The 19,556-nt window shown below is 52.0% G+C and carries 14 protein-coding genes; 8 read left to right on the top strand and 6 right to left on the bottom strand.

The window, feature by feature from the left end:
- Positions 1-111 precede the first annotated feature (111 nt).
- Entirely contained in the window at positions 112-1,248 is a 1,137-nt protein-coding gene (gene ompC / locus OGX92_RS16155) for a porin OmpC (protein ID WP_286586819.1), read from the bottom strand.
- A gap of 367 nt (positions 1,249-1,615) precedes the next feature.
- Positions 1,616-5,140 (bottom strand): pyruvate:ferredoxin (flavodoxin) oxidoreductase, encoded by a 3,525-nt coding sequence (gene nifJ / locus OGX92_RS16150; RefSeq protein ID WP_286586817.1) that lies wholly within the window; start codon positions 5,138-5,140, stop codon positions 1,616-1,618.
- A 274-nt stretch (positions 5,141-5,414) separates the two neighbouring features.
- Between nifJ and OGX92_RS16145 the strand changes: the two genes are divergently transcribed.
- On the top strand, positions 5,415-5,681 hold the full coding sequence (locus tag OGX92_RS16145) for a putative hemolysin (protein WP_003833199.1): 267 nt from the start codon (positions 5,415-5,417) through the stop codon (positions 5,679-5,681).
- A 13-nt stretch (positions 5,682-5,694) separates the two neighbouring features.
- On the opposite strand, the gene hslJ is transcribed toward OGX92_RS16145, so the two are convergent.
- Positions 5,695-6,114: a heat shock protein HslJ gene (gene hslJ / locus OGX92_RS16140; RefSeq protein WP_003833197.1), complete on the bottom strand. Its 420-nt coding sequence runs from the start codon at positions 6,112-6,114 to the stop codon at positions 5,695-5,697.
- 112 nt (positions 6,115-6,226) lie between these two features.
- Positions 6,227-7,216 (bottom strand): 2-hydroxyacid dehydrogenase, encoded by a 990-nt coding sequence (locus OGX92_RS16135; protein ID WP_003833196.1) that lies wholly within the window; start codon positions 7,214-7,216, stop codon positions 6,227-6,229.
- 616 nt (positions 7,217-7,832) lie between these two features.
- Here OGX92_RS16135 and OGX92_RS16130 point away from each other — a divergent pair.
- From OGX92_RS16130 to OGX92_RS16115, 4 genes are all read left to right on the top strand, one after another.
- Complete coding sequence (locus tag OGX92_RS16130) at positions 7,833-10,472, top strand: YdbH family protein (RefSeq protein ID WP_286586814.1); 2,640 nt, start codon at positions 7,833-7,835, stop codon at positions 10,470-10,472.
- Positions 10,469-10,660, top strand: coding sequence for a YnbE family lipoprotein (locus OGX92_RS16125; RefSeq protein WP_003020350.1), 192 nt, complete (start codon positions 10,469-10,471; stop codon positions 10,658-10,660). Before OGX92_RS16130 ends, OGX92_RS16125 begins: the two co-directional genes overlap by 4 nt.
- A 7-nt stretch (positions 10,661-10,667) precedes the next feature.
- Positions 10,668-10,994: a YdbL family probable chaperone protein gene (locus OGX92_RS16120; RefSeq protein WP_003833190.1), complete on the top strand. Its 327-nt coding sequence runs from the start codon at positions 10,668-10,670 to the stop codon at positions 10,992-10,994.
- A gap of 124 nt (positions 10,995-11,118) precedes the next feature.
- Complete coding sequence (locus OGX92_RS16115) at positions 11,119-11,310, top strand: hypothetical protein (protein ID WP_008784880.1); 192 nt, start codon at positions 11,119-11,121, stop codon at positions 11,308-11,310.
- A 43-nt stretch (positions 11,311-11,353) separates the two neighbouring features.
- Here OGX92_RS16115 and azoR read toward each other — a convergent pair whose 3' ends face one another.
- Positions 11,354-11,959: an FMN-dependent NADH-azoreductase gene (gene azoR / locus OGX92_RS16110; RefSeq protein ID WP_003020341.1), complete on the bottom strand. Its 606-nt coding sequence runs from the start codon at positions 11,957-11,959 to the stop codon at positions 11,354-11,356.
- 201 nt (positions 11,960-12,160) lie between these two features.
- Between azoR and hrpA the strand changes: the two genes are divergently transcribed.
- The 3 genes from hrpA to aldA all read left to right on the top strand — a co-directional run bounded on the left by hrpA (position 12,161) and on the right by aldA (position 18,579).
- Positions 12,161-16,063, top strand: a complete 3,903-nt coding sequence (hrpA, locus tag OGX92_RS16105; protein ID WP_286586812.1) for an ATP-dependent RNA helicase HrpA — start codon at positions 12,161-12,163, stop codon at positions 16,061-16,063.
- 85 nt (positions 16,064-16,148) lie between these two features.
- On the top strand, positions 16,149-16,940 hold the full coding sequence (locus OGX92_RS16100) for a YdcF family protein (RefSeq protein WP_003833187.1): 792 nt from the start codon (positions 16,149-16,151) through the stop codon (positions 16,938-16,940).
- Positions 16,941-17,139: 199 nt separating this feature from the next.
- A complete protein-coding gene (gene aldA / locus OGX92_RS16095) occupies positions 17,140-18,579 on the top strand; it encodes an aldehyde dehydrogenase (protein WP_286586809.1) in 1,440 nt (479 codons plus the stop codon).
- Between the two features lie 41 nt (positions 18,580-18,620).
- Here aldA and OGX92_RS16090 read toward each other — a convergent pair whose 3' ends face one another.
- Positions 18,621-19,547: an alpha/beta hydrolase gene (locus tag OGX92_RS16090; RefSeq protein ID WP_286586807.1), complete on the bottom strand. Its 927-nt coding sequence runs from the start codon at positions 19,545-19,547 to the stop codon at positions 18,621-18,623.
- Positions 19,548-19,556: the final 9 nt, after the last annotated feature.

Genomic DNA, 19,556 nt, shown 5'->3' with positions numbered 1-19,556 from the left:
ATATCATCTATCAGAGAAGTGTTTTAACGCAACAGATATAATGTTTTGATCTGGATAAAACAGAATTATTAGAACGTAAAGAGAGCCCGCCGTTGCCAGCGGGCTGACGGATTAGAACTGGTAAACCATACCCAGTGCTACAACGTCATCAGTAGAGATGTCATTGCGAGTGTAGAAGCTGTCGTCTTCGTCCAGCAGGTTGATTTTGTAATCAACATAGGTGGACATGTTTTTGTTGAAGTAGTAGGTAGCGCCTACGGAAGCATATTTAACCAGATCTTTGTCGCCATCGACATTGTTCAGATCTTTACCTTTAGACATCAGGAAAGACACTTCCGGACGTAGACCGAAGTCGAACTGGTACTGCGCAGTAACTTCAAAGTTCTGAGTTTTATTTGCAATGCCACCGCCGTTAACACTATCCGTGCTTCCAAATGGAGTCATGTTACGGGTTTCAGAATACATGGTTGCCAGATAGATGTTATTTGCATCGTATTTCAGACCAGCCGTCCATGCGTCAGCTTTGTCACCGCCCGCATACTGACCAGGCACATTACCAGCACTGACCTGGTCATTCGTACGGTCAGATGATGCGTATGCCGCGCCAGCGCTGAAGCCCATACCAAAGTCATAGGTGGTGGAAATGCCGTAGCCATCGCCGTTTTCATGACGAACATCGCGACCATTATTGGTGCCTTCCTGACCATTAGAAGTACCTTCATTGTTACCTTGATACTGCAGGGCAAAGTTCAGACCGTTAACCAGACCGAAGAAATCGGTGTTACGGTAAGTAGCAACGCCATTAGCACGACCAGTCATGAAGTTATCAGCCTGAGTGTAAGAGTCGCCACCGAATTCTGGCAGCATATCTGTCCAGCCTTCTACGTCGTACAATACGCCGTAGTTACGACCATAGTCGAATGAACCATAATCACCAAACTTCAGTCCAGCAAACGCAAGACGGGTCCAAGACTGATTATCTGAAGATTCAGTATTGTTAGCTTGTACGTTGTATTCCCACTGGCCATAACCGGTGATCATGTCGTTAACCTGGGTTTCACCTTTGAAGCCCATACGCATATAAGTCTGATCGCCATCTTTAGAAGAATCATCAGAGAAATAATGCAGGCCGTCTACTTTTCCATAGAGATCTAATTTGTTGCCGTCTTTATTATAAACTTCAGCAGCGTGAGCAGCGCCTGCAGCCAGCAGGGCAGGAATTACGAGAGCCAGTACTTTTCTGTTCATTGAAATAATCCTTTAGTTTTTTTATTAACCTGTGACTACCCATATAGGGAGTAAAAGCATGCTAAAGGAGAAGTTCCGTAAAGAGATAAATATGAATTGTTACGCCTTAAGTAAAACCTTAAACAAATAATTCTACGGAAATAGTGATAGTTGACATGAATGAGTTAATGAAAATATATATAAAATAAAAATTATACAATTGAATTTTGTTGGGCTATTCTGCGCGTGTTATATGCCTTTATTGTCACGTTTTATTTTTCGTTGGTATATTGATGGCAATTATTAATTAGCCAGCGAATAAATTGACAAGCCCGAACAACTGTTCGGGCTTTTTTTTTGGTTCCGGGCTAATACTGAGAAAAACGTATTATTCGGTACCGCTCTTTTCCGCTTTGCCTGCCAGTTGGGCCAGGAAGTCGTAGCGTTTTTGTAGATCAGCTGCGGCGTCTTTCCACAGCTGTTCTGCAACTTCTGGCTGTTGGGCATTCAGGCGGCGGAAGCGCTGCTCGTTAAGCAATGTTTCAGCCAGCGCGTCTGACGGTGGGCGAGAGTCCAGTGCCAGCGGCAGTTTACCTTCGTCAGCGCGACGTGGATCAAAGCGGTATAGCGGCCAGAATCCGGTCGCCGTCAGCTGACGCATCTGATCGTGGCTTAGTGCGAGGTCATAACCATGTTCTTCGCAAGGACTATAGGCGATAATCAGCGACGGACCCGGATAGGCTTCCGCTTCCTGGATAGCTTTCACCGTCTGGTTCAACTGGGCGCCCAGAGAAATCTGTGCCACATAAACATGCCCGTACATCATCATGCTAACGCCAAGATCTTTGCGAGCCTTGCGCTTGCCATGCTCACCAAACTTGGTAACCGCCCCGAGCGGCGTGGCTTTCGACGCTTGTCCGCCCGTGTTGGAGTAACACTGAGTATCCAGCACCAGAATATTGACGTTCTCGGTCAGACTCAGGACGTGATCCAACCCGCCAAAACCAATATCGTAAGCCCAGCCGTCGCCGCCAATCAGCCAGATGGATTTCTCAACCAGCGCATCAGCATCGGTTAACAGTTGCTGTGCACCTTCGACATCTTTCAGATGCTGGCGCAACGCTACAACTTGTTCACGGCGTACTTCTGGCGTCGCTTCAGCATGCAGGGCATCATTCAGTTCAGCCGGAATATTATCCGCAAACTGCTCCAGCAAACGCATGACGCGCACACGGTGTTGATCCACCGTCAGACGGAAGCCCAGACCAAACTCGGCGTTATCTTCGAACAGAGAGTTTGCCCATGCAGGTCCACGACCATTGGCATCGGTCGTATACGGTGTTGAGGGGAGGTTACCACCATAAATCGATGAACAGCCAGTCGCGTTGGCGATCAGCATGCGGTCACCGTACAGCTGCGTAAGCAGTTTGATATACGGCGTTTCACCACAACCAGAACAGGCGCCGGAATATTCAAACAGCGGAGTGATTAACTGCGAGGTACGGATATCAATGCGTTCAAGCTTGCTGCGGTCGATCTCCGGCAGATTGAGGAAGAAGTCATAGTTAACTTTTTCCTCTTCAACATGCTCAAGGCGCGACATCATATTGATGGCCTTGATTTCCGGGTTTTGGCGATCTTTCGCCGGGCAAACTTCGACGCATAGATTACACCCGGTGCAATCCTCTGGTGCAACCTGCAGGACATACTTCTGACCGCGCATATCGCGAGATTTCACATCCAAAGAATGCAGGCTGGCAGGAGCGTTTTCCATCGCTTCAGGTGAAACCACTTTGGCGCGGATTGCCGAGTGCGGGCAAGCGGCAACGCAGTGGTTACACTGAGTACACAGCTCTTCCTTCCAGATGGGGATCTCTTCGGCGATATTACGCTTTTCCCAACGCGTGGTGCCCATTGGCCAGGTGCCGTCTGGCGGCAGCGCGGATACGGGAAGGGCATCACCCAGACCGGCGAGCATTGCCGCGGTGACTGTTTTCACGAAATCAGGTGCGGCATCAGAAACCACCGGAGGGCGGTTTGCGCTGTGCGGATCAACTGGCTGGAGTGCTACTTCGGCGACGGATTCGCGCGCCAGGGCCAGAGCCTGCCAGTTACGTTCAACCAGGTCCTGTCCTTTACTGCTGTAACTTTTCGCAATCGCCCCCTGCAATTCAGCCAACGCGCTGTCGCCGGGTAAGATTTGCGTCAAATGGAAGAATGCCATTTGCATCACGGTGTTAATACGCGCTGCCAGACCGCATTCGCGGGCGATTTTGGCCGCATTAATCACGTAGAAACGGGCTTTCTTCTGATTTAGTACCGCCTGAACTTCCTGCGGCAAACGCGCCCAGACTTCATCCACACTGTACGGGGTATTGAGCAGGAAGATACCGCCTGGTTTCAGGCGCTCGACCATCTGATACTTATCGATAAATTGCAGCTGGTGACAGCCAACGAAATCGGCTTGCGATACCAGATACGCTGATCGAATAGGCTGCTCGCTGACGCGCAGGTGAGAAACCGTCAGACCGCCTGCTTTTTTCGAGTCGTAGACGAAATAACCCTGCGCATACCATGGCGTCGAGTTACCAATAATTTTGATATTGTTTTTGGTGGCTGACACGCTACCGTCGCTGCCTAACCCATAAAACAGCGCTTCGAGCTTAGCCGTACCGGGCAGGGTGTTTTCTGGTAACGGTAGCGACAAGTTGGTGACATCATCATAGATACCGACAGTAAAGCGAGGTTTCGGCTTCGTGCTGCTCAGCTCATTAAAGACCGCCATCACGCAGTCTGGACCAAACTCTTTGGAAGAAAGGCCATAACGTCCGCCAATCACGCGCGGTAGCGTTTCTCGCTCGCCGCAGTTAAAGGCTTCCGCCAGCGCGGTCATCACATCCAGATACAACGGTTCTGCCTGTGCGCCGGGCTCTTTGGTGCGATCCAGGACGGCGATGCTGCGTACGGTTTCCGGCAGCGCGCGCAGTAAATGTCTGGCAGAGAATGGACGGAACAGACGTACTTTCAGAACGCCGACTTTCTCGCCACGCGCCAGCAGATCTTCAACGACTTCTTCACAGGTTCCAATTGCCGAACCCATTAAGATAATGACGCGCTCAGCCTGAGGATGGCCGTAATATTCAAATGGCTGATACTGGCGACCTGTCGCTGCGGCGAAATCGTTCATCGCCTGTTCTACATGATCGTAAACCGCGTTGTACCACGGGTTTGTTGCCTCGCGTGACTGGAAATAGGTGTCCGGGTTCGCAGACGTACCGCGAATAACTGGATGCTCAGGATTAAGCGCCCGAGCGCGATGAGCATCGATTTCCGCCTGCGGCATCAGTCCGAGGATCGTGTCGTCGGCCAGTGGCACAATTTTATTGATTTCATGGGATGTACGGAAACCATCAAAAAAATGAATGAACGGAACCCGGCTTTTCAGGGTAGCTATTTGCGAAATCAGTGCAAAGTCCTGTGCCTCCTGAACGCTGCTGGCACACAGCATCGCACATCCTGTCTGGCGCACCGCCATCACGTCGGAATGATCGCCAAAGATTGATAATGCGTGAGTAGCAATTGTACGAGCCGCAACGTGCAGTACAAACGGGGTCAACTGACCGGCCAGTTTGTACAGCGTTGGAATCATCAGCAACAGGCCCTGCGATGAGGTAAACGACGTAGAGAGTGCACCGGTCTGCAACGCGCCATGAACGGTTGCGATCGCGCCGCCTTCTGACTGCATTTCTACGACGCGAGGGGTATCCCCCCACACGTTCTTAAGCCCGTTCCCGGCCCAGGCATCCGCCTGTTCAGCCATCGTTGAACTGGGCGTAATCGGGTAGATGGCGATAACCTCGCTGGTACGAAATGCGACTGAAGCAACCGCACCATTACCGTCAATTGTGATCATACTGACACCCTTACATTGCGCAAAAAGAGGGACTCGCGTAACAGCGGCGAATCCTGTAGTTATCCTTCTATTTTAGCAAAAGCGCTAAAGACAGATTTTCGCTTTTGTGTCCCTGGAATAAACAGAATGAATGGTTTGATCAAAGGAGCAGGCAAAAAATTGCCAGAAAATGTAAACAGTGCGCATAAATGCGTATTTTGCCTCTCGACGGCGGTGTTTCCGCTGCCTATTATTTATGGCTGTGTCGTTTGATTAATATTCAGAGGGGAGTAAGATGCGCGCAGCGTTTTGGGTAGGATGTGCCGCGTTATTATTATCGGCTTGTAGCAGCGAACCTGTTCAGCAGGCAACCGCCGCGCATGTCGCACCGGGCATGAAGGCAGCAATGTCCAGTTCTGGAGAAGCTAATTGCGCCATGATTGGCGGTTCGCTCTCTGTTGCTCGTCAACTGGATGGTTCAGCCATCGGGATGTGCGCGCTACCCAACGGCAAACGCTGTAGTGAGCAGTCGCTTGCCGCCGGAAGTTGTGGGAGCTACTGAGTCTCCGCGTTTCCTACATTAAATCCGCGAGTTTATACGTCAGCGTTTGTTCTGCTGTCGCCAGCGTTAACTGGTCAGCAGTTAGATCGACCTGTGCGCCTTGCTTAAACATTTCGCTGACGATCCCGTCGAGCGCGTTAAGCTGCGGATCGGCGCACATCATACGCGTCATCGCCATATCTTTTACCTTCAACTCACCGTCGGACAGCTTGCCCTGGCCGTGGAATTGATTACACATCTTGCCTGATACCGTCATGTTTTCGCCAAAACTTAACTCAGGTGGGTTGTTGGCGGTGGTGACGGCTTTACCATTCACGCTTTGCAAAACGAAGCGGTGATGCTGCAACTGTTCGCGATTGACGGAAACTTTTCCATTGCTCACACAGCCAGCCATCAGCATGCTGAGCGCAATCAACGTGACAACTTTCTTCATTAAATTTCTCTACGTTTGTGACGGGAATACATTCAATATAATAATGATACTGAATGTTTTATCATCGGTGATTGTCTGAAAATGCCCCCCTGACGTCAGGGGAGCTCAGAGATTAGAAGAGGGCGTTTGGACAGGTCTCGCCTTTGGATATTTGGGCCAGATTCTGTAGCGTAGTCTCAGAAATACTGGTCAACGCTTCAGCTGTCAGGAATGCCTGATGACCGGTAAACAGCACGTTATGGCAGGCTGACAGACGACGGAACACATCATCCTGAATGACGTCATTAGATTTATCTTCAAAGAACAGATCGCGTTCGTTCTCATACACGTCCATACCCAGAGAACCAATTTTCTGGTTTTTCAGCGCGTCGATAGCGGCTTGTGAGTCGATCAATGCACCACGACTGGTGTTAATGACCATCACGCCATTTTTCATTTGCTCAAAGGCTTCGTGATTGAGCAGATGATAATTCTCCGGTGTTAACGGGCAGTGCAGAGAGATGACATCGGACTCGGCAAACAGCGTTTTAAGATCGACATATTCAACGCCTAACTCCAGCGCAGCAGCGCTCGGGTAAGGATCGAACGCCAGCAGACGCATACCAAAACCTTTCAGGATCCGCAGTGCAGCGATACCGATTTTACCGGTACCGATCACCCCAGCGGTTTTGCCATACATAGTAAAACCGGTCAGCCCCTCAAGAGAGAAGTTGGCATCACGGGTACGCTGATAGGCGCGGTGAATACGGCGATTCAGCGTCATCATCATGCCAATCGCATGCTCAGCGACGGCCTCTGGTGAATAAGCTGGAACACGAACCACCTGCAGACCCAGCTCTTTTGCTGCGTCGAGATCGACGTTATTGAACCCGGCGCAGCGCAGCGCGATATATTTCACGCCATGCTTTTTCAGTTCTTCCAGAACGGGGCGGCTGCCATCGTCGTTGACGAAAATGCACACGGCTTCGCAGCCATGGGCGGTTTTGGCTGTTTTTTCCGTCAACAGAAAGTCAAAGAATTCAAGTTCAAAACCAAAAGCCTCGTTAACCTGCTGCAGATACTTCTTGTCGTACTGTTTTGTACTATAGATGGCGAGTTTCATAAGACTTTCTCCAGTGATTTTGACGTCACATTAATCCAATTCAAATTATTTTACAAAATCTAAAAAGTTATTGATAGTCATAGGCGTAATGAATAATTTCAGCGTATCTGTTGTTAGTGTGGGCAGGTTACACAATTTCAACAACTGGATATTTTTCTATCCAACTCAACACCCGAATATCGCGGCAGGTAAAAAGCCAGCCGAATCACATCCGGACAGCTACGCTTATACAGGTAGCAATTATCGGGAGGGGTTATGCTGACTCACTCTGAAGCAAAACGATGGGCCACCCTAATGCTCAAGGCGGCATTATGCGATGGTATGAAACCTGATGAGATTTCCCGGCAGGTACATCTGGTCTGCGATCATCATGGTAGGGAGTGCCTCGAAGAACTCATTGAGGAAATTCTGATAGAAGCAGGTCGTATCGGACCTAAACATAGCGATGGACAACTGAGGCCTCATTGAGTCTGAATCTTAATATCCCCGACGGCACGTGTAACAGCGTGCCTGTAAATCGGTTATCTATCCTTAATGTGGGCATATCCAGTTAAACATGCCACAATACAGGCCTAAACCGGCTTAAATTTTTGCTAAATCAGGATATTAACTACCCATGAAGGGTAAATATAAAGCCGTTCTGGCACTCCTCTTATTATTGATTCTCGTGCCGCTGACGCTAGTGATGACGCTTGGCCTGTGGGTGCCTACGTTGGTGGGTATCTGGTTACCCGTTGGAACACGCATCGCGCTGGATGAGAGCCCGCGGCTGACACGGCATGGGTTGCATATACCTGAACTCCGCTATCTGGTTGAAGATTGCCCGCTAGCACGCATCACTCAGGCGGATCTGTCTCACCCCAGCCGCTGGGCGCTGAATGTCGGGACCATTGAGTTGGATTCAGCTTGCCTGGCCAAATTGCCGCAGGCAGAGCCATCGCCGGTAGCGCCTAAAACGCTGGCTGAATGGCAGTCAATGCTGCCCAATACCTGGATTAACATCGACAAACTTATCCTTTCTCCATGGCAGGAATGGCAGGGAAAACTGTCACTCTCGCTCACTCCCTCTACTCAACAGCTGCGTTACCAGGGTGAAAAAGTTAAATTTCAGGGGCGTTTGCACGGGCAAAACCTCACGGTAACGGAGCTGGATGTTGCGGCATTTGAAGGCCAGCCGCCAGTAAAACTGGTCGGTGAATTTACTATGCCACTGGTGCCCGATGGACTACCGGTAAGCGGTCATGCGGTTGCGACGTTAAGTTTGCCGCAAGAGCCTACGCTTGTGGACGCCGAACTGGAGTGGCAACAAAACAGCGGACAACTGATCGTGATGGCGCGGGATAATGCCGATCCGCTGCTTGACCTTCCGTGGGAAATAACACGACAGCAACTGACCATCAGCGACGGACGCTGGAACTGGCCTTATCAGGGATTCCCGTTAAGTGGCCGGCTGGGCATGAAGGTTGAAAACTGGCAGGCCGGACTGGAAAACGCGGTGGTGAGTGGACGTCTGAACATTCTGACGCATGGCGATGCCGGTAAAGGAAACGTCGTATTAACGCTGGGGCCAGGTAAGCTTGGTATGGATAGTAGCGATATGCCGCTACAGTTGACCGGTGAAGCGAAACAGGGCGATCTGATCTTCTACGCGAAATTACCCGCCAGACTCACCGGAAGTCTGAACGATCCGCAATTGGCTTTCGAGCCAGGGGCGTTGCTGCGCTCACGTGGACGGGTGATTGATTCGCTGGATATTGACGAGATTCGCTGGCCGCTGGCAGGGGTTAAAGTTACGCAACGCGGCGTGGATGGCCGTCTGCAGGCTATTTTACGTGCGCATGAAAACCAGATGGGGGGCTTTGAACTGCATCTGGATGGCCTGGCAAATGATTTTCTTCCTGATGCCGGGCGTTGGCAATGGCGATATTGGGGTGAAGGCAGCTTTACGCCGATGCATGCGCGCTGGGACGTGGCGGGTAAAGGGGAATGGCATGACAACACCCTGAAGCTATTTGATCTTTCCACCGGATTTGATCATCTGCAATACGGCACGATGAAGGTGGAAAACCCACGTCTGGTGATGGACGAACCGATAGTCTGGGTGCGTGATGCAACCAAACCAACATTTAGCGGCGCACTGTCGCTGGACGCAGGGAGCACCACCTTCACCGGGGGAAGCGTGTTACCACCATCGACGCTGAAGTTCAGCGTGGAAGGTAGCGATCCGACAATTTTCCAGTTCAAAGGCCAGCTTCACGCGGGGGCGATTGGGCCCGTACAGCTGAATGGTCGTTGGGACGGTATCCGCCTGCGCGGACAGGCCTGGTGGCCAAAACAATCGCTCACCGTATTCCAGCCTCTGGTCCCACCTGACTGGAAAATGAAGCTACGAGAAGGTGAGCTGTATGCGCAGGTCGCGTTTTCGGCAGCCCCGGAGCAGGGCTTTGAAGCGGGCGGTCATGGAGTGTTAAAAGGCGGTAGCGCCTGGATGCCCGACAACCAAATCAACGGTGTCGATTTTGTATTGCCTTTCCGGTTTAGTGAAGGTGCATGGCAGCTGGGTACGCGTGGACCTATTTCACTGCGTATTGCGGAAGTGGTCAATCAGGTGACGGTGAAGAATATCGCCGCTGACCTCCAGGGGGCGTACCCCTGGAGTGAAAACAACCCGTTACTGTTGAGCGATGTCAGCGCCGACCTGCTGGGGGGCAAAATTATCATGCAGCAACTGCGAATGCCGCAGCACGACCCGGCCTTATTGCGGGTGCAGAATATCTCTTCCAGCGAGCTTATCAGTGCGGTTAACCCCAAACAGTTCGCCATGTCTGGCCCGGTCAGTGGCGCGTTGCCATTATGGCTGGATAACGAAAAATGGATCATTAAAGACGGCTGGTTGACTAATCCAGGGCCGATGACATTGCGTATTGATAAGGACACTGCGGATGCGGTCGTCAAAGATAACATGGCGGCGGGGGCGGCCATTAACTGGCTGCGTTATATGGAAATAAGCCATTCGTGGACGAAAATAAATCTGGATAACCTCGGTGTCTTAACCATGCAGTCAACCGTGACTGGCAATAGTCGGGTAGATGGCAAAGTAGGTACGGTTAATTTGAATTATACCCACGAGGAAAACGTCTTTACGCTATGGCGCAGTTTGCGTTTTGGCGACAATTTACAGGCATGGCTTGAACAAAATGCAGCGCTGCCGGAAACCCATTGCCCGGAAGGCAAGGAATGTGAGGAACAACAATGAAAACGATAGCTGCCATGCTGGGTCTGCTGGCTTCATCTCTGCTGGTAGGGTGCACTCCCAGAATCGAAGTGGCTGCGCCAAAAGAGCCCATCACCATTAATATGAACGTCAAAATCGAGCATGAGATCCATATCAAAGTTGATAAAGACGTCGAAAGTTTATTGAAATCGCGCAGCGATTTGTTCTGAGGTCATGATGAGAAAACAGTTTGCAGTGGCGCTGGTTGTCCTGAGTTTACTCAGTAGCAATGCGTGGGCATTGACCCTGAATGAAGCCAGAACTCAGGGACGAGTAGGGGAAACGCTCAATGGCTATCTGGTTGCATTGCAAACCGATGCCGAAACGCAGGCGCTGGTGAGTGAGATTAATAAAGCGCGCAACGCCAGCTATCAGCAACTGGCTGAGAGCAATAATATTCCGCCAGATGAAGTGGCAAAAATGGCCGGGCAAAAGCTGGTTGCTCGCGCTAAACCGGGAGAGTATGTGCAGGGTATTAATGGTAAGTGGTTGAAAAAAGAGTAAATCGCTTTTTCACACAGCCAGAGGGACACGACGCTGAATTATTCATCGACATCGCAATAGTTGCCACACGGCATAAAATGGATGCTGGTATAGTCCAACACCGGTCGCGTCGTGGGGTGAAATCATGTGGCTTCTCAAGTGGTACGTCTGGAATCGTTGGGTATTCAAGCTGTTAAGCCGGGATGTCGCGGAGCCTGAACAATTTTTGCTTCATTGCTGGGAAGAGAATCTGGCGAAATGCAGGGATTATGCAACCATCTGGCGTGATATTAATCGCATTCACGGCAAACAGATACAGATGCAGGGAAAGAAGTAAGTGTCGGAGAAACCCTCCCACCGGATGGTGAGAGGGGGAATTATCAGGCAGCTACCACGCTGTCGATAGCGGCTTTCGCGTCGGACTGTGCTTTAGACGCCACTTCCGGGCCGTAAGCAATACCTTCAGCAAAGACGACATTCACGTCGGTGATGCCGATAAAGCCCAGGAATACGTTCAGATACGGCGTGATCAGGTCGGTTGGTGTGTCTTTATGAATACCACCACGGCTGGTCAGCACCACAGCGCGTTTACCAGTCACCAGACCTTCCGGGCCTTTCTCGGTATAACGGAAAGTCACACCGGCGCGGGCAATCAGGTCAAAGTAGTTTTTCAGCTGCGTTGGGATGTTGAAGTTGTACATCGGCGCGGCGATAACAATCACATCATGCGCTTTCAGCTCAGCAATCAGCTCATCGGACAGCGCCAGCGCTTCTTGCTGACGCGGTGTCAGCGGTGTATCGCTCGGGCGCATCGCACCCACCAGTTCGCCATCCAGTACCGGTACAGGATTTGCAGCCAGGTCACGGACAGTGATTTCATCAGCAGAGTGCTTTTCACGCCACTGTTCAACAAAATAATCAGACAACTGACCAGACTGAGAGTACCCTGCCAGAATACTGGATTTAAGAACTAATACCTTGCTCATGGGTGTTTCCTTTTATGTGTTTGAAGGGGGAGTGCCCCGTTGCTTGTTGACACTTTATTCACAATCCTGTCGCAGTGATAGCGCAATATATCGAATCCTATGTTCGAAATTATTGAACAACACATGAAAAGCGCCGATGTGGTACTCTATACCCATCATCTAAAAGAGATTTAACCCGGCAGAGCACTGCCTTTTAACGCTATGACAGAACAACAAAAATTAACCTTCAACATGTTGCAGCAACAGCTGGATTCACTGATGCTGCGTGACAGGCAGCGTTTTGCCCGCCGCCTGCACGGTGTGAAGAAGGTTAAAAATCCTGATGCACAACAGGCCATTTACCAGGAGATGGCGAAAGAGATTGAGCAGGCAGCCGGTAAAGTTGTGCTGCGTGAAGCGGCGCGTCCGGAAATCAGCTATCCGGAAAACCTGCCCGTCAGCCAGAAAAAACAGGATATTCTGGAAGCAATTCGCGACCATCAGGTGGTGATTGTTGCCGGTGAGACCGGTTCGGGGAAAACCACCCAGTTACCCAAAATCTGTATGGAGCTGGGGCGCGGGGTAAAAGGGCTGATCGGCCATACCCAGCCGCGTCGTCTGGCGGCGCGTACTGTGGCGAACCGTATTGCGGAAGAACTGCAAACCGAGCCGGGCGGCTGTATCGGTTATAAGGTTCGTTTTAGCGATCATGTCAGTGATAACACTATGGTCAAGCTGATGACGGACGGTATCCTGTTGGCGGAAATCCAACAGGATCGGCTGCTAATGCAGTACGACACCATCATCATCGATGAAGCGCATGAACGCAGTCTGAATATCGACTTTCTGCTCGGCTATCTGAAAGAACTTCTACCGCGTCGCCCGGATCTAAAAATTATCATCACGTCGGCGACCATCGATCCTGAACGTTTTTCAAAGCATTTCAATAACGCGCCGATTATCGAAGTCTCCGGCCGGACGTATCCGGTGGAAGTGCGCTATCGCCCGATTGTTGAAGATGCAGATGACACAGAGCGTGACCAACTGCAGGCAATTTTTGATGCCGTAGATGAACTGGGACGTGAAGGGCCAGGCGATATTCTGATCTTCATGAGCGGCGAACGTGAAATCCGTGATACCGCCGATGCCCTGAATAAGCTGGATTTACGCCACACCGAAGTGCTGCCGCTGTATGCGCGCCTTTCAAACAGCGAACAGAACCGCGTGTTCCAGTCGCACAGTGGTCGCCGTATCGTGCTGGCGACCAATGTGGCGGAAACGTCGCTGACCGTTCCGGGAATCAAATACGTAATAGATCCGGGCACCGCGCGTATCAGTCGCTACAGTTACCGTACCAAAGTTCAGCGCTTGCCGATTGAACCGGTGTCGCAGGCCTCTGCTAATCAGCGTAAAGGCCGCTGCGGTCGTGTTTCGGAAGGGATCTGTATTCGTCTGTATTCCGAAGACGATTTCCTGTCGCGTCCGGAGTTTACCGACCCGGAGATCCTGCGTACCAACCTGGCATCCGTTATTTTGCAGATGACCGCGTTGGGGCTGGGCGATATCGCCGCGTTCCCGTTTGTTGAAGCGCCGGATAAGCGCAATATTCAGGACGGTGTACGTCTGCTCGAAGAGCTGGGGGCGATAACCACCGACGAACAGGCAACCGCTTACAAGTTAACGCCGTTGGGCCGTCAGCTGTCGCAACTGCCGGTGGACCCGCGCTTGGCACGCATGGTGCTGGAAGCGCAAAAACATGGCTGTGTGCGTGAGGCGATGATCATTACCTCGGCGCTGTCCATTCAGGATCCGCGCGAGCGTCCGATGGACAAGCAGCAGGCTTCCGACGAGAAGCATCGCCGTTTCCATGACAAAGAGTCTGATTTCCTCGCATTTGTGAATCTGTGGAACTATCTCGGCGAGCAGCAAAAAGCACTGTCGTCAAACCAGTTCCGTCGCCAGTGCAAAGTCGATTTCCTGAACTACCTGCGCGTGCGCGAGTGGCAGGATATCTACACGCAACTGCGCCAGGTGGTGAAAGAGTTGGGTATTCCGGTTAACAGTGAACCTGCTGAATATCGGGAGATCCACGTCGCGTTGCTGACCGGTTTACTGTCGCACATCGGGATGAAAGATACCGATAAACAGGAGTTTACCGGGGCGCGTAACGCTCGCTTCTCGATCTTTCCGGGGTCGGGTTTATTCAAAAAACCGCCGAAGTGGACGATGGTGGCAGAGCTGGTAGAAACCAGCCGCCTGTGGGGACGTATTGCCGCGCGTATCGATCCTGAATGGGTGGAACCGGTAGCCCAGCATCTGATCAAACGTTCATACAGTGAACCTCACTGGGAGCGCGCGCAGGGTGCTGTGATGGCGACAGAAAAGGTCACCGTCTACGGTTTACCGATTGTGGCGGCCCGTAAGGTGAACTACAGCCAGATCGATCCCGCACTGTCGCGTGAGTTGTTCATCCGCCATGCGCTGGTGGAAGGCGACTGGCAAACGCGCCATGCGTTTTTCCGCGATAACCTGAAGCTACGGGCGGAAGTGGAAGAGTTAGAGCACAAATCGCGCCGTCGCGACATTCTGGTCGATGATGAGACGCTGTTTGAGTTTTACGACCAGCGCATCAGCCATGATGTGGTCTCTGCGCGTCACTTTGACAGCTGGTGGAAAAAGGTCAGCCGTGAAACGCCGGATCTGCTCAACTTTGAAAAGAGCATGCTTATCAAAGAGGGCGCAGAGAAAATCAGTAAGCTGGATTACCCGAACTTCTGGCATCAGGGTAACCTCAAACTTCGCCTGAGCTATCAGTTCGAACCCGGAGCCGATGCGGACGGTGTGACCGTACATATTCCACTCCCGCTGCTTAATCAGATCGAAGAGAGCGGTTTTGAATGGCAAATCCCGGGACTGCGCCGCGAACTGGTGATAGCCCTGATTAAGTCGTTGCCAAAACCGGTACGACGCAACTTTGTGCCCGCGCCGAACTATGCGGAAGCGTTTTTAGGCCGCGTCACACCGCTGGAACTGCCGCTGCTGGACTCGCTGGAGCGTGAACTGCGCCGCATGACCGGCGTTACCGTTGACCGTGAAGACTGGCACTGGGATCAGGTGCCAGATCACTTAAAAATCACCTTCCGGGTGGTGGATGATAAAAATAAGAAACTGCAGGAAGGACGTTCGCTACAGGGCCTGAAAGATGCGCTGAAGGGCAAAGTTCAGGAAACATTGTCCGCGGTGGCCGATGACGGCATCGAACAGAGTGGGTTGCACATCTGGAGCTTCGGTCAGCTTCCGGAAAGTTACGAACAAAAACGCGGTAACTATAAGGTGAAAGCGTGGCCGGCGCTGGTCGATGAGCGTGACAGCGTTGCCATCAAACTGTTTGATAATCCGTTGGAACAACTGCAGGCGATGTGGTGCGGTTTACGCCGCCTGTTGCTGCTGAATATTCCTTCGCCAATCAAATATTTGCACGAGAAGCTGCCCAATAAAGCCAAGCTGGGGCTGTACTTTAACCCGTACGGTAAAGTTCTGGATTTGATTGACGACTGTATCTCCTGCGGTGTGGATCAGTTAATTGACGCCAACGGTGGTCCGGTGTGGACCGAAGAAGGCTTCGCGGCGTTGCATGAAAAAGTGCGGGCTGAACTGAACGATACGGTGGTGGAGATTGCGAAGCAGGTCGAACAGATCCTGACCGCAGTGTTTAATATCAACAAACGTCTGAAAGGGCGCGTGGATATGACCATGGCGCTGGGTCTTGCGGATATCAAATCGCAAATGGGCGGCCTGGTGTATCGCGGGTTTGTTACCGGCAATGGTTTCAAACGTCTGGGCGATACGTTGCGTTATTTGCAGGCTATTGAAAAACGTCTGGAAAAACTGGCTATCGACCCGCACCGTGACCGTGCACAGATGCTGAAAGTGGACAGTGTGCAGCAGGCCTGGCAGCAGTGGTTCAATAAACTGCCTCCCGCGCGCCGTCAAGATGCCGATGTCAAAGAGATCCGCTGGATGATAGAAGAGCTGCGCGTCAGCTATTTTGCCCAGCAGCTTGGTACACCGTATCCGATCTCCGATAAACGTATTCTGCAGGCGATGGAGCAGATTTCGGGATAAATCGGTGCAGGGCCGTAGGCCGGATAAGGCGTAGTCGCCATCCGGCATCTGTACCCGGTAAAGATAAACACCAGGAGTCATCAATATGAGTCAGTTTCCGACACTTTCCGCAACCACTCTTGCGGCTATCAATACCGTAGGGCGATGGCTGGCGCAGAATGATTTTACGGGGAATATCTCCGTTCAGTCAGATTGCGTGATTCTGGCAGGGAACGCGGTTATTCCGACCATCGACGCTGCTTGTCGGATCGCGAAAGAGCAACAGGTTCCCTTGCTGATTAGCGGTGGTATCGGTCATTCCACGCGCTTTCTGTATGATGCGATTGCCCGGCATCCGCGTTATAACATCATTCGTACTACCGGGCGCGCGGAAGCGGCGATCCTTGCCGATATTGCTCACCAGTTCTGGCAAATTCCAGGTGAGAAAATTTGGGTGGAAGATCAGTCGACAAACTGCGGTGAAAATGCCCGATTTAGCTGTGCGTTACTGAATCAGGCGGCAGAAAGCATTCATACCGTCATTGTGGTGCAGGATCCCACTATGCAACGCCGCACAATGGCCACGTTTCAGCGCGTAACCCGCGATGAGCAACATGCGCCGCGCTGGTTGAGTTTCCCTGGTTTCATTCCTGAACTGGCCCAACAGCACAACGGCGTGGATTTTGTGCCCGCGGCAGAAGGTCTGTGGTCGGTAGACCGCTATCTTTCTCTCATTACCGGTGAACTTCCGCGCCTGCGGGATGATGCTGCCGGGTATGGGCCCTGTGGACACGATTTTATCGTACATGTTGATATTCCCCAGGACGTTGAGCAAGCCTGGCAGCAGCTAAAAAATGATACCGCGCTGACCGACTTACTGGAGAGCCGTTCTCTGTAATTTTTGCTGCCCGTTTGTCGGCGTTTTATGGCAAACGGGCAGAAAGCCCACCCGTTTTTTCTCTTCATCATCACTTTTCCAGATGCTTTTATGAAGCAGTTCACAGAACCGCCACTCCAGCGATAATGCGTCATGCATGATTGATATTAATTAACAATAGTTTTACTTGTTAAAAACAAATCAATCACAGGAGAGCCGCATGTCAGTACCCGTACAACATCCTATGTATATCGATGGGCAGTTTGTGACCTGGCACGATGACGCCTGGATTGATGTCGTCAATCCGGCCACGGAAGAGATTATCTCGCGTATTCCCGATGGGCGTGCCGAAGATGCGCGTAAAGCGATCGATGCTGCGGATCGCGCTCAGCCGCAATGGGAAGCGTTGCCTGCCATTGAACGGGCAAACTGGTTACGCAAAATTTCTGCAGGTATCCGCCAGCGAGCCGATGAAATCAGCGCGTTGATTGTGGCGGAAGGTGGAAAAATTCAACAACTGGCTGACGTTGAAGTCGCGTTTACCGCCGACTATATCGATTACATGGCGGAGTGGGCGCGTCGTTATGAAGGCGAGATCCTGCAAAGCGATCGCCCGGGTGAGAATATCCTGCTGTTTAAGCGTGCACTGGGCGTGACGACGGGCATTCTACCGTGGAACTTCCCGTTTTTCCTGATTGCCCGCAAACTGGCTCCCGCCTTGCTGACGGGGAATACCATCGTCATTAAGCCGAGTGAATTCACACCGAATAACGCCATCGCCTTTGCCAAAATTGTTGATGACATTGGTTTACCGCGCGGAGTCTTTAACCTGGTGCTGGGACGCGGTGAAACGGTCGGTCAGGAGCTGGCCGGAAACCCGAAGGTCGCCATGGTGAGCATGACCGGTAGCGTCGGCGCAGGTGAGAAAATTATGGCCGCAGCGGCCAAAAACATCACCAAAGTTTGTCTGGAGTTGGGTGGTAAAGCTCCAGCTATCGTGATGGACGATGCTGACCTTGAGCTGGCAGTGAAGGCCATTGTTGACTCACGGGTGATTAATACCGGACAGGTATGCAACTGTGCCGAGCGCGTATACGTTCAGAAAGGTATCTATGACCAGTTCGTTAATCGTCTGGGTGAGGCGATGAAAGCCGTGCTGTTTGGCAATCCGGCCGAGCGCAATGACATTGCGATGGGGCCGCTGATTAACGCCGCTGCGCTGGAGCGTGTAGAGCAGAAAGTCGTACGAGCGGTGCAGGAAGGGGCCAGAGTGGTGCTGGGCGGTAAAGCCGTTGCCGGCAAAGGTTATTACTATCCGCCGACGTTACTGTTAGACGTGCGTCAGGAAATGGCGATTATGCACGAGGAGACGTTTGGTCCGGTGCTGCCGGTGGTGGCGTTTGATACGCTGGAACAGGCGCTGACGATGGCCAACGACAGCGACTACGGACTGACCTCATCGATTTATACGCAGAATCTGAATACGGCAATGAAAGCGATTAAGGGGCTGAAGTTTGGCGAAACCTATATTAATCGTGAAAACTTCGAGGCGATGCAGGGCTTCCACGCTGGCTGGCGTAAGTCCGGGATTGGCGGGGCAGACGGCAAACATGGTCTGAACGAATACCTGCAAACGCAAGTGGTGTATCTGCAGTCCTAATTTTTTCGCCGGGTGAGCCTGTAGGTCACCCGGCGCCATTCTCACACTTTGGTGGCTATCCAGTTCATCATCATTTCCGGCCAGATGGCCAGCGGTAACCCTTGCGCATCGCGAATACCAAATCCGTGCTTACCGCGTTCAAACAGATGCATTTCGACCGGAACTCCCTGCTCACGTAGCGCATTAAAGAAGACCAGGCTGTTTTCCACTTTCACCGCCGGATCGTCGATGGCGTGTAGCAGGAACGTCGCCGGCGTTGTGCTATCCACGCGTTCTTCCAGAGAATAGTGGCGCAGATCTTCCTTTTCGGGCGTAGCGCCAACCAGCTCAAGACGAGAGCCCGGGTGACCGATGTCTTCGCGCAGAGTAATCACCGGGTAGACCAACGCCATGAACGCAGGACGCGTTGGTTGCTCGTCTATGCTATCAATCGGTGTATAAACCGGTTCGGCAAACCGGGTTCCCAGACTGGCGGCCACGTGACCACCGGAAGAGAAGCCCAACACACCGATACGATCAGGGTTAATTTTCCATTCATGGGCGTTGGCACGAATGTAGCGCATGGCGCGCTGGGCATCGGCCAGCGGCGCGTTTGCACCTTCCTCATGGCCATCACCCGGCATGCGGTAGGTCATCACAAACAGGGTATAACCGCGGGCGTTAAAGAATGGTGCCAGTACGCTGCCTTCTTTATCCATCACCACGCGACGGTAAGAACCTCCCGGTGTAACAAGGATCCCTACGCCGTTAGGTTTTTCGGGGGCATAAACGGTAATTTCCGGGGCGCGAATACCGGTGACAGCACGATCATACTGAGATGTTCCTGTATGTCGGGGTTCTGGCGTAAAGATCGCATCGCTGTTTTTTGCTCCGGGGGCTTCACTCTGCGGCCAGAATGAGACGGTGGTTGCGTGGGCAACGGCTTGCTCCATCATGTTTTCTAACGTTTCACGACTCAGTGCTTCCATTACTATGCT

Origin of the sequence: Citrobacter sp. Cpo089, assembly GCF_030332695.1 — a bacterium.
GTDB classification, from domain to species: Bacteria; Pseudomonadota; Gammaproteobacteria; order Enterobacterales; family Enterobacteriaceae; genus Citrobacter; species Citrobacter portucalensis.
The sequence above is the reverse complement of the archived record's forward strand: the minus strand, read 5'-3'. Positions and strand labels throughout refer to the sequence as shown.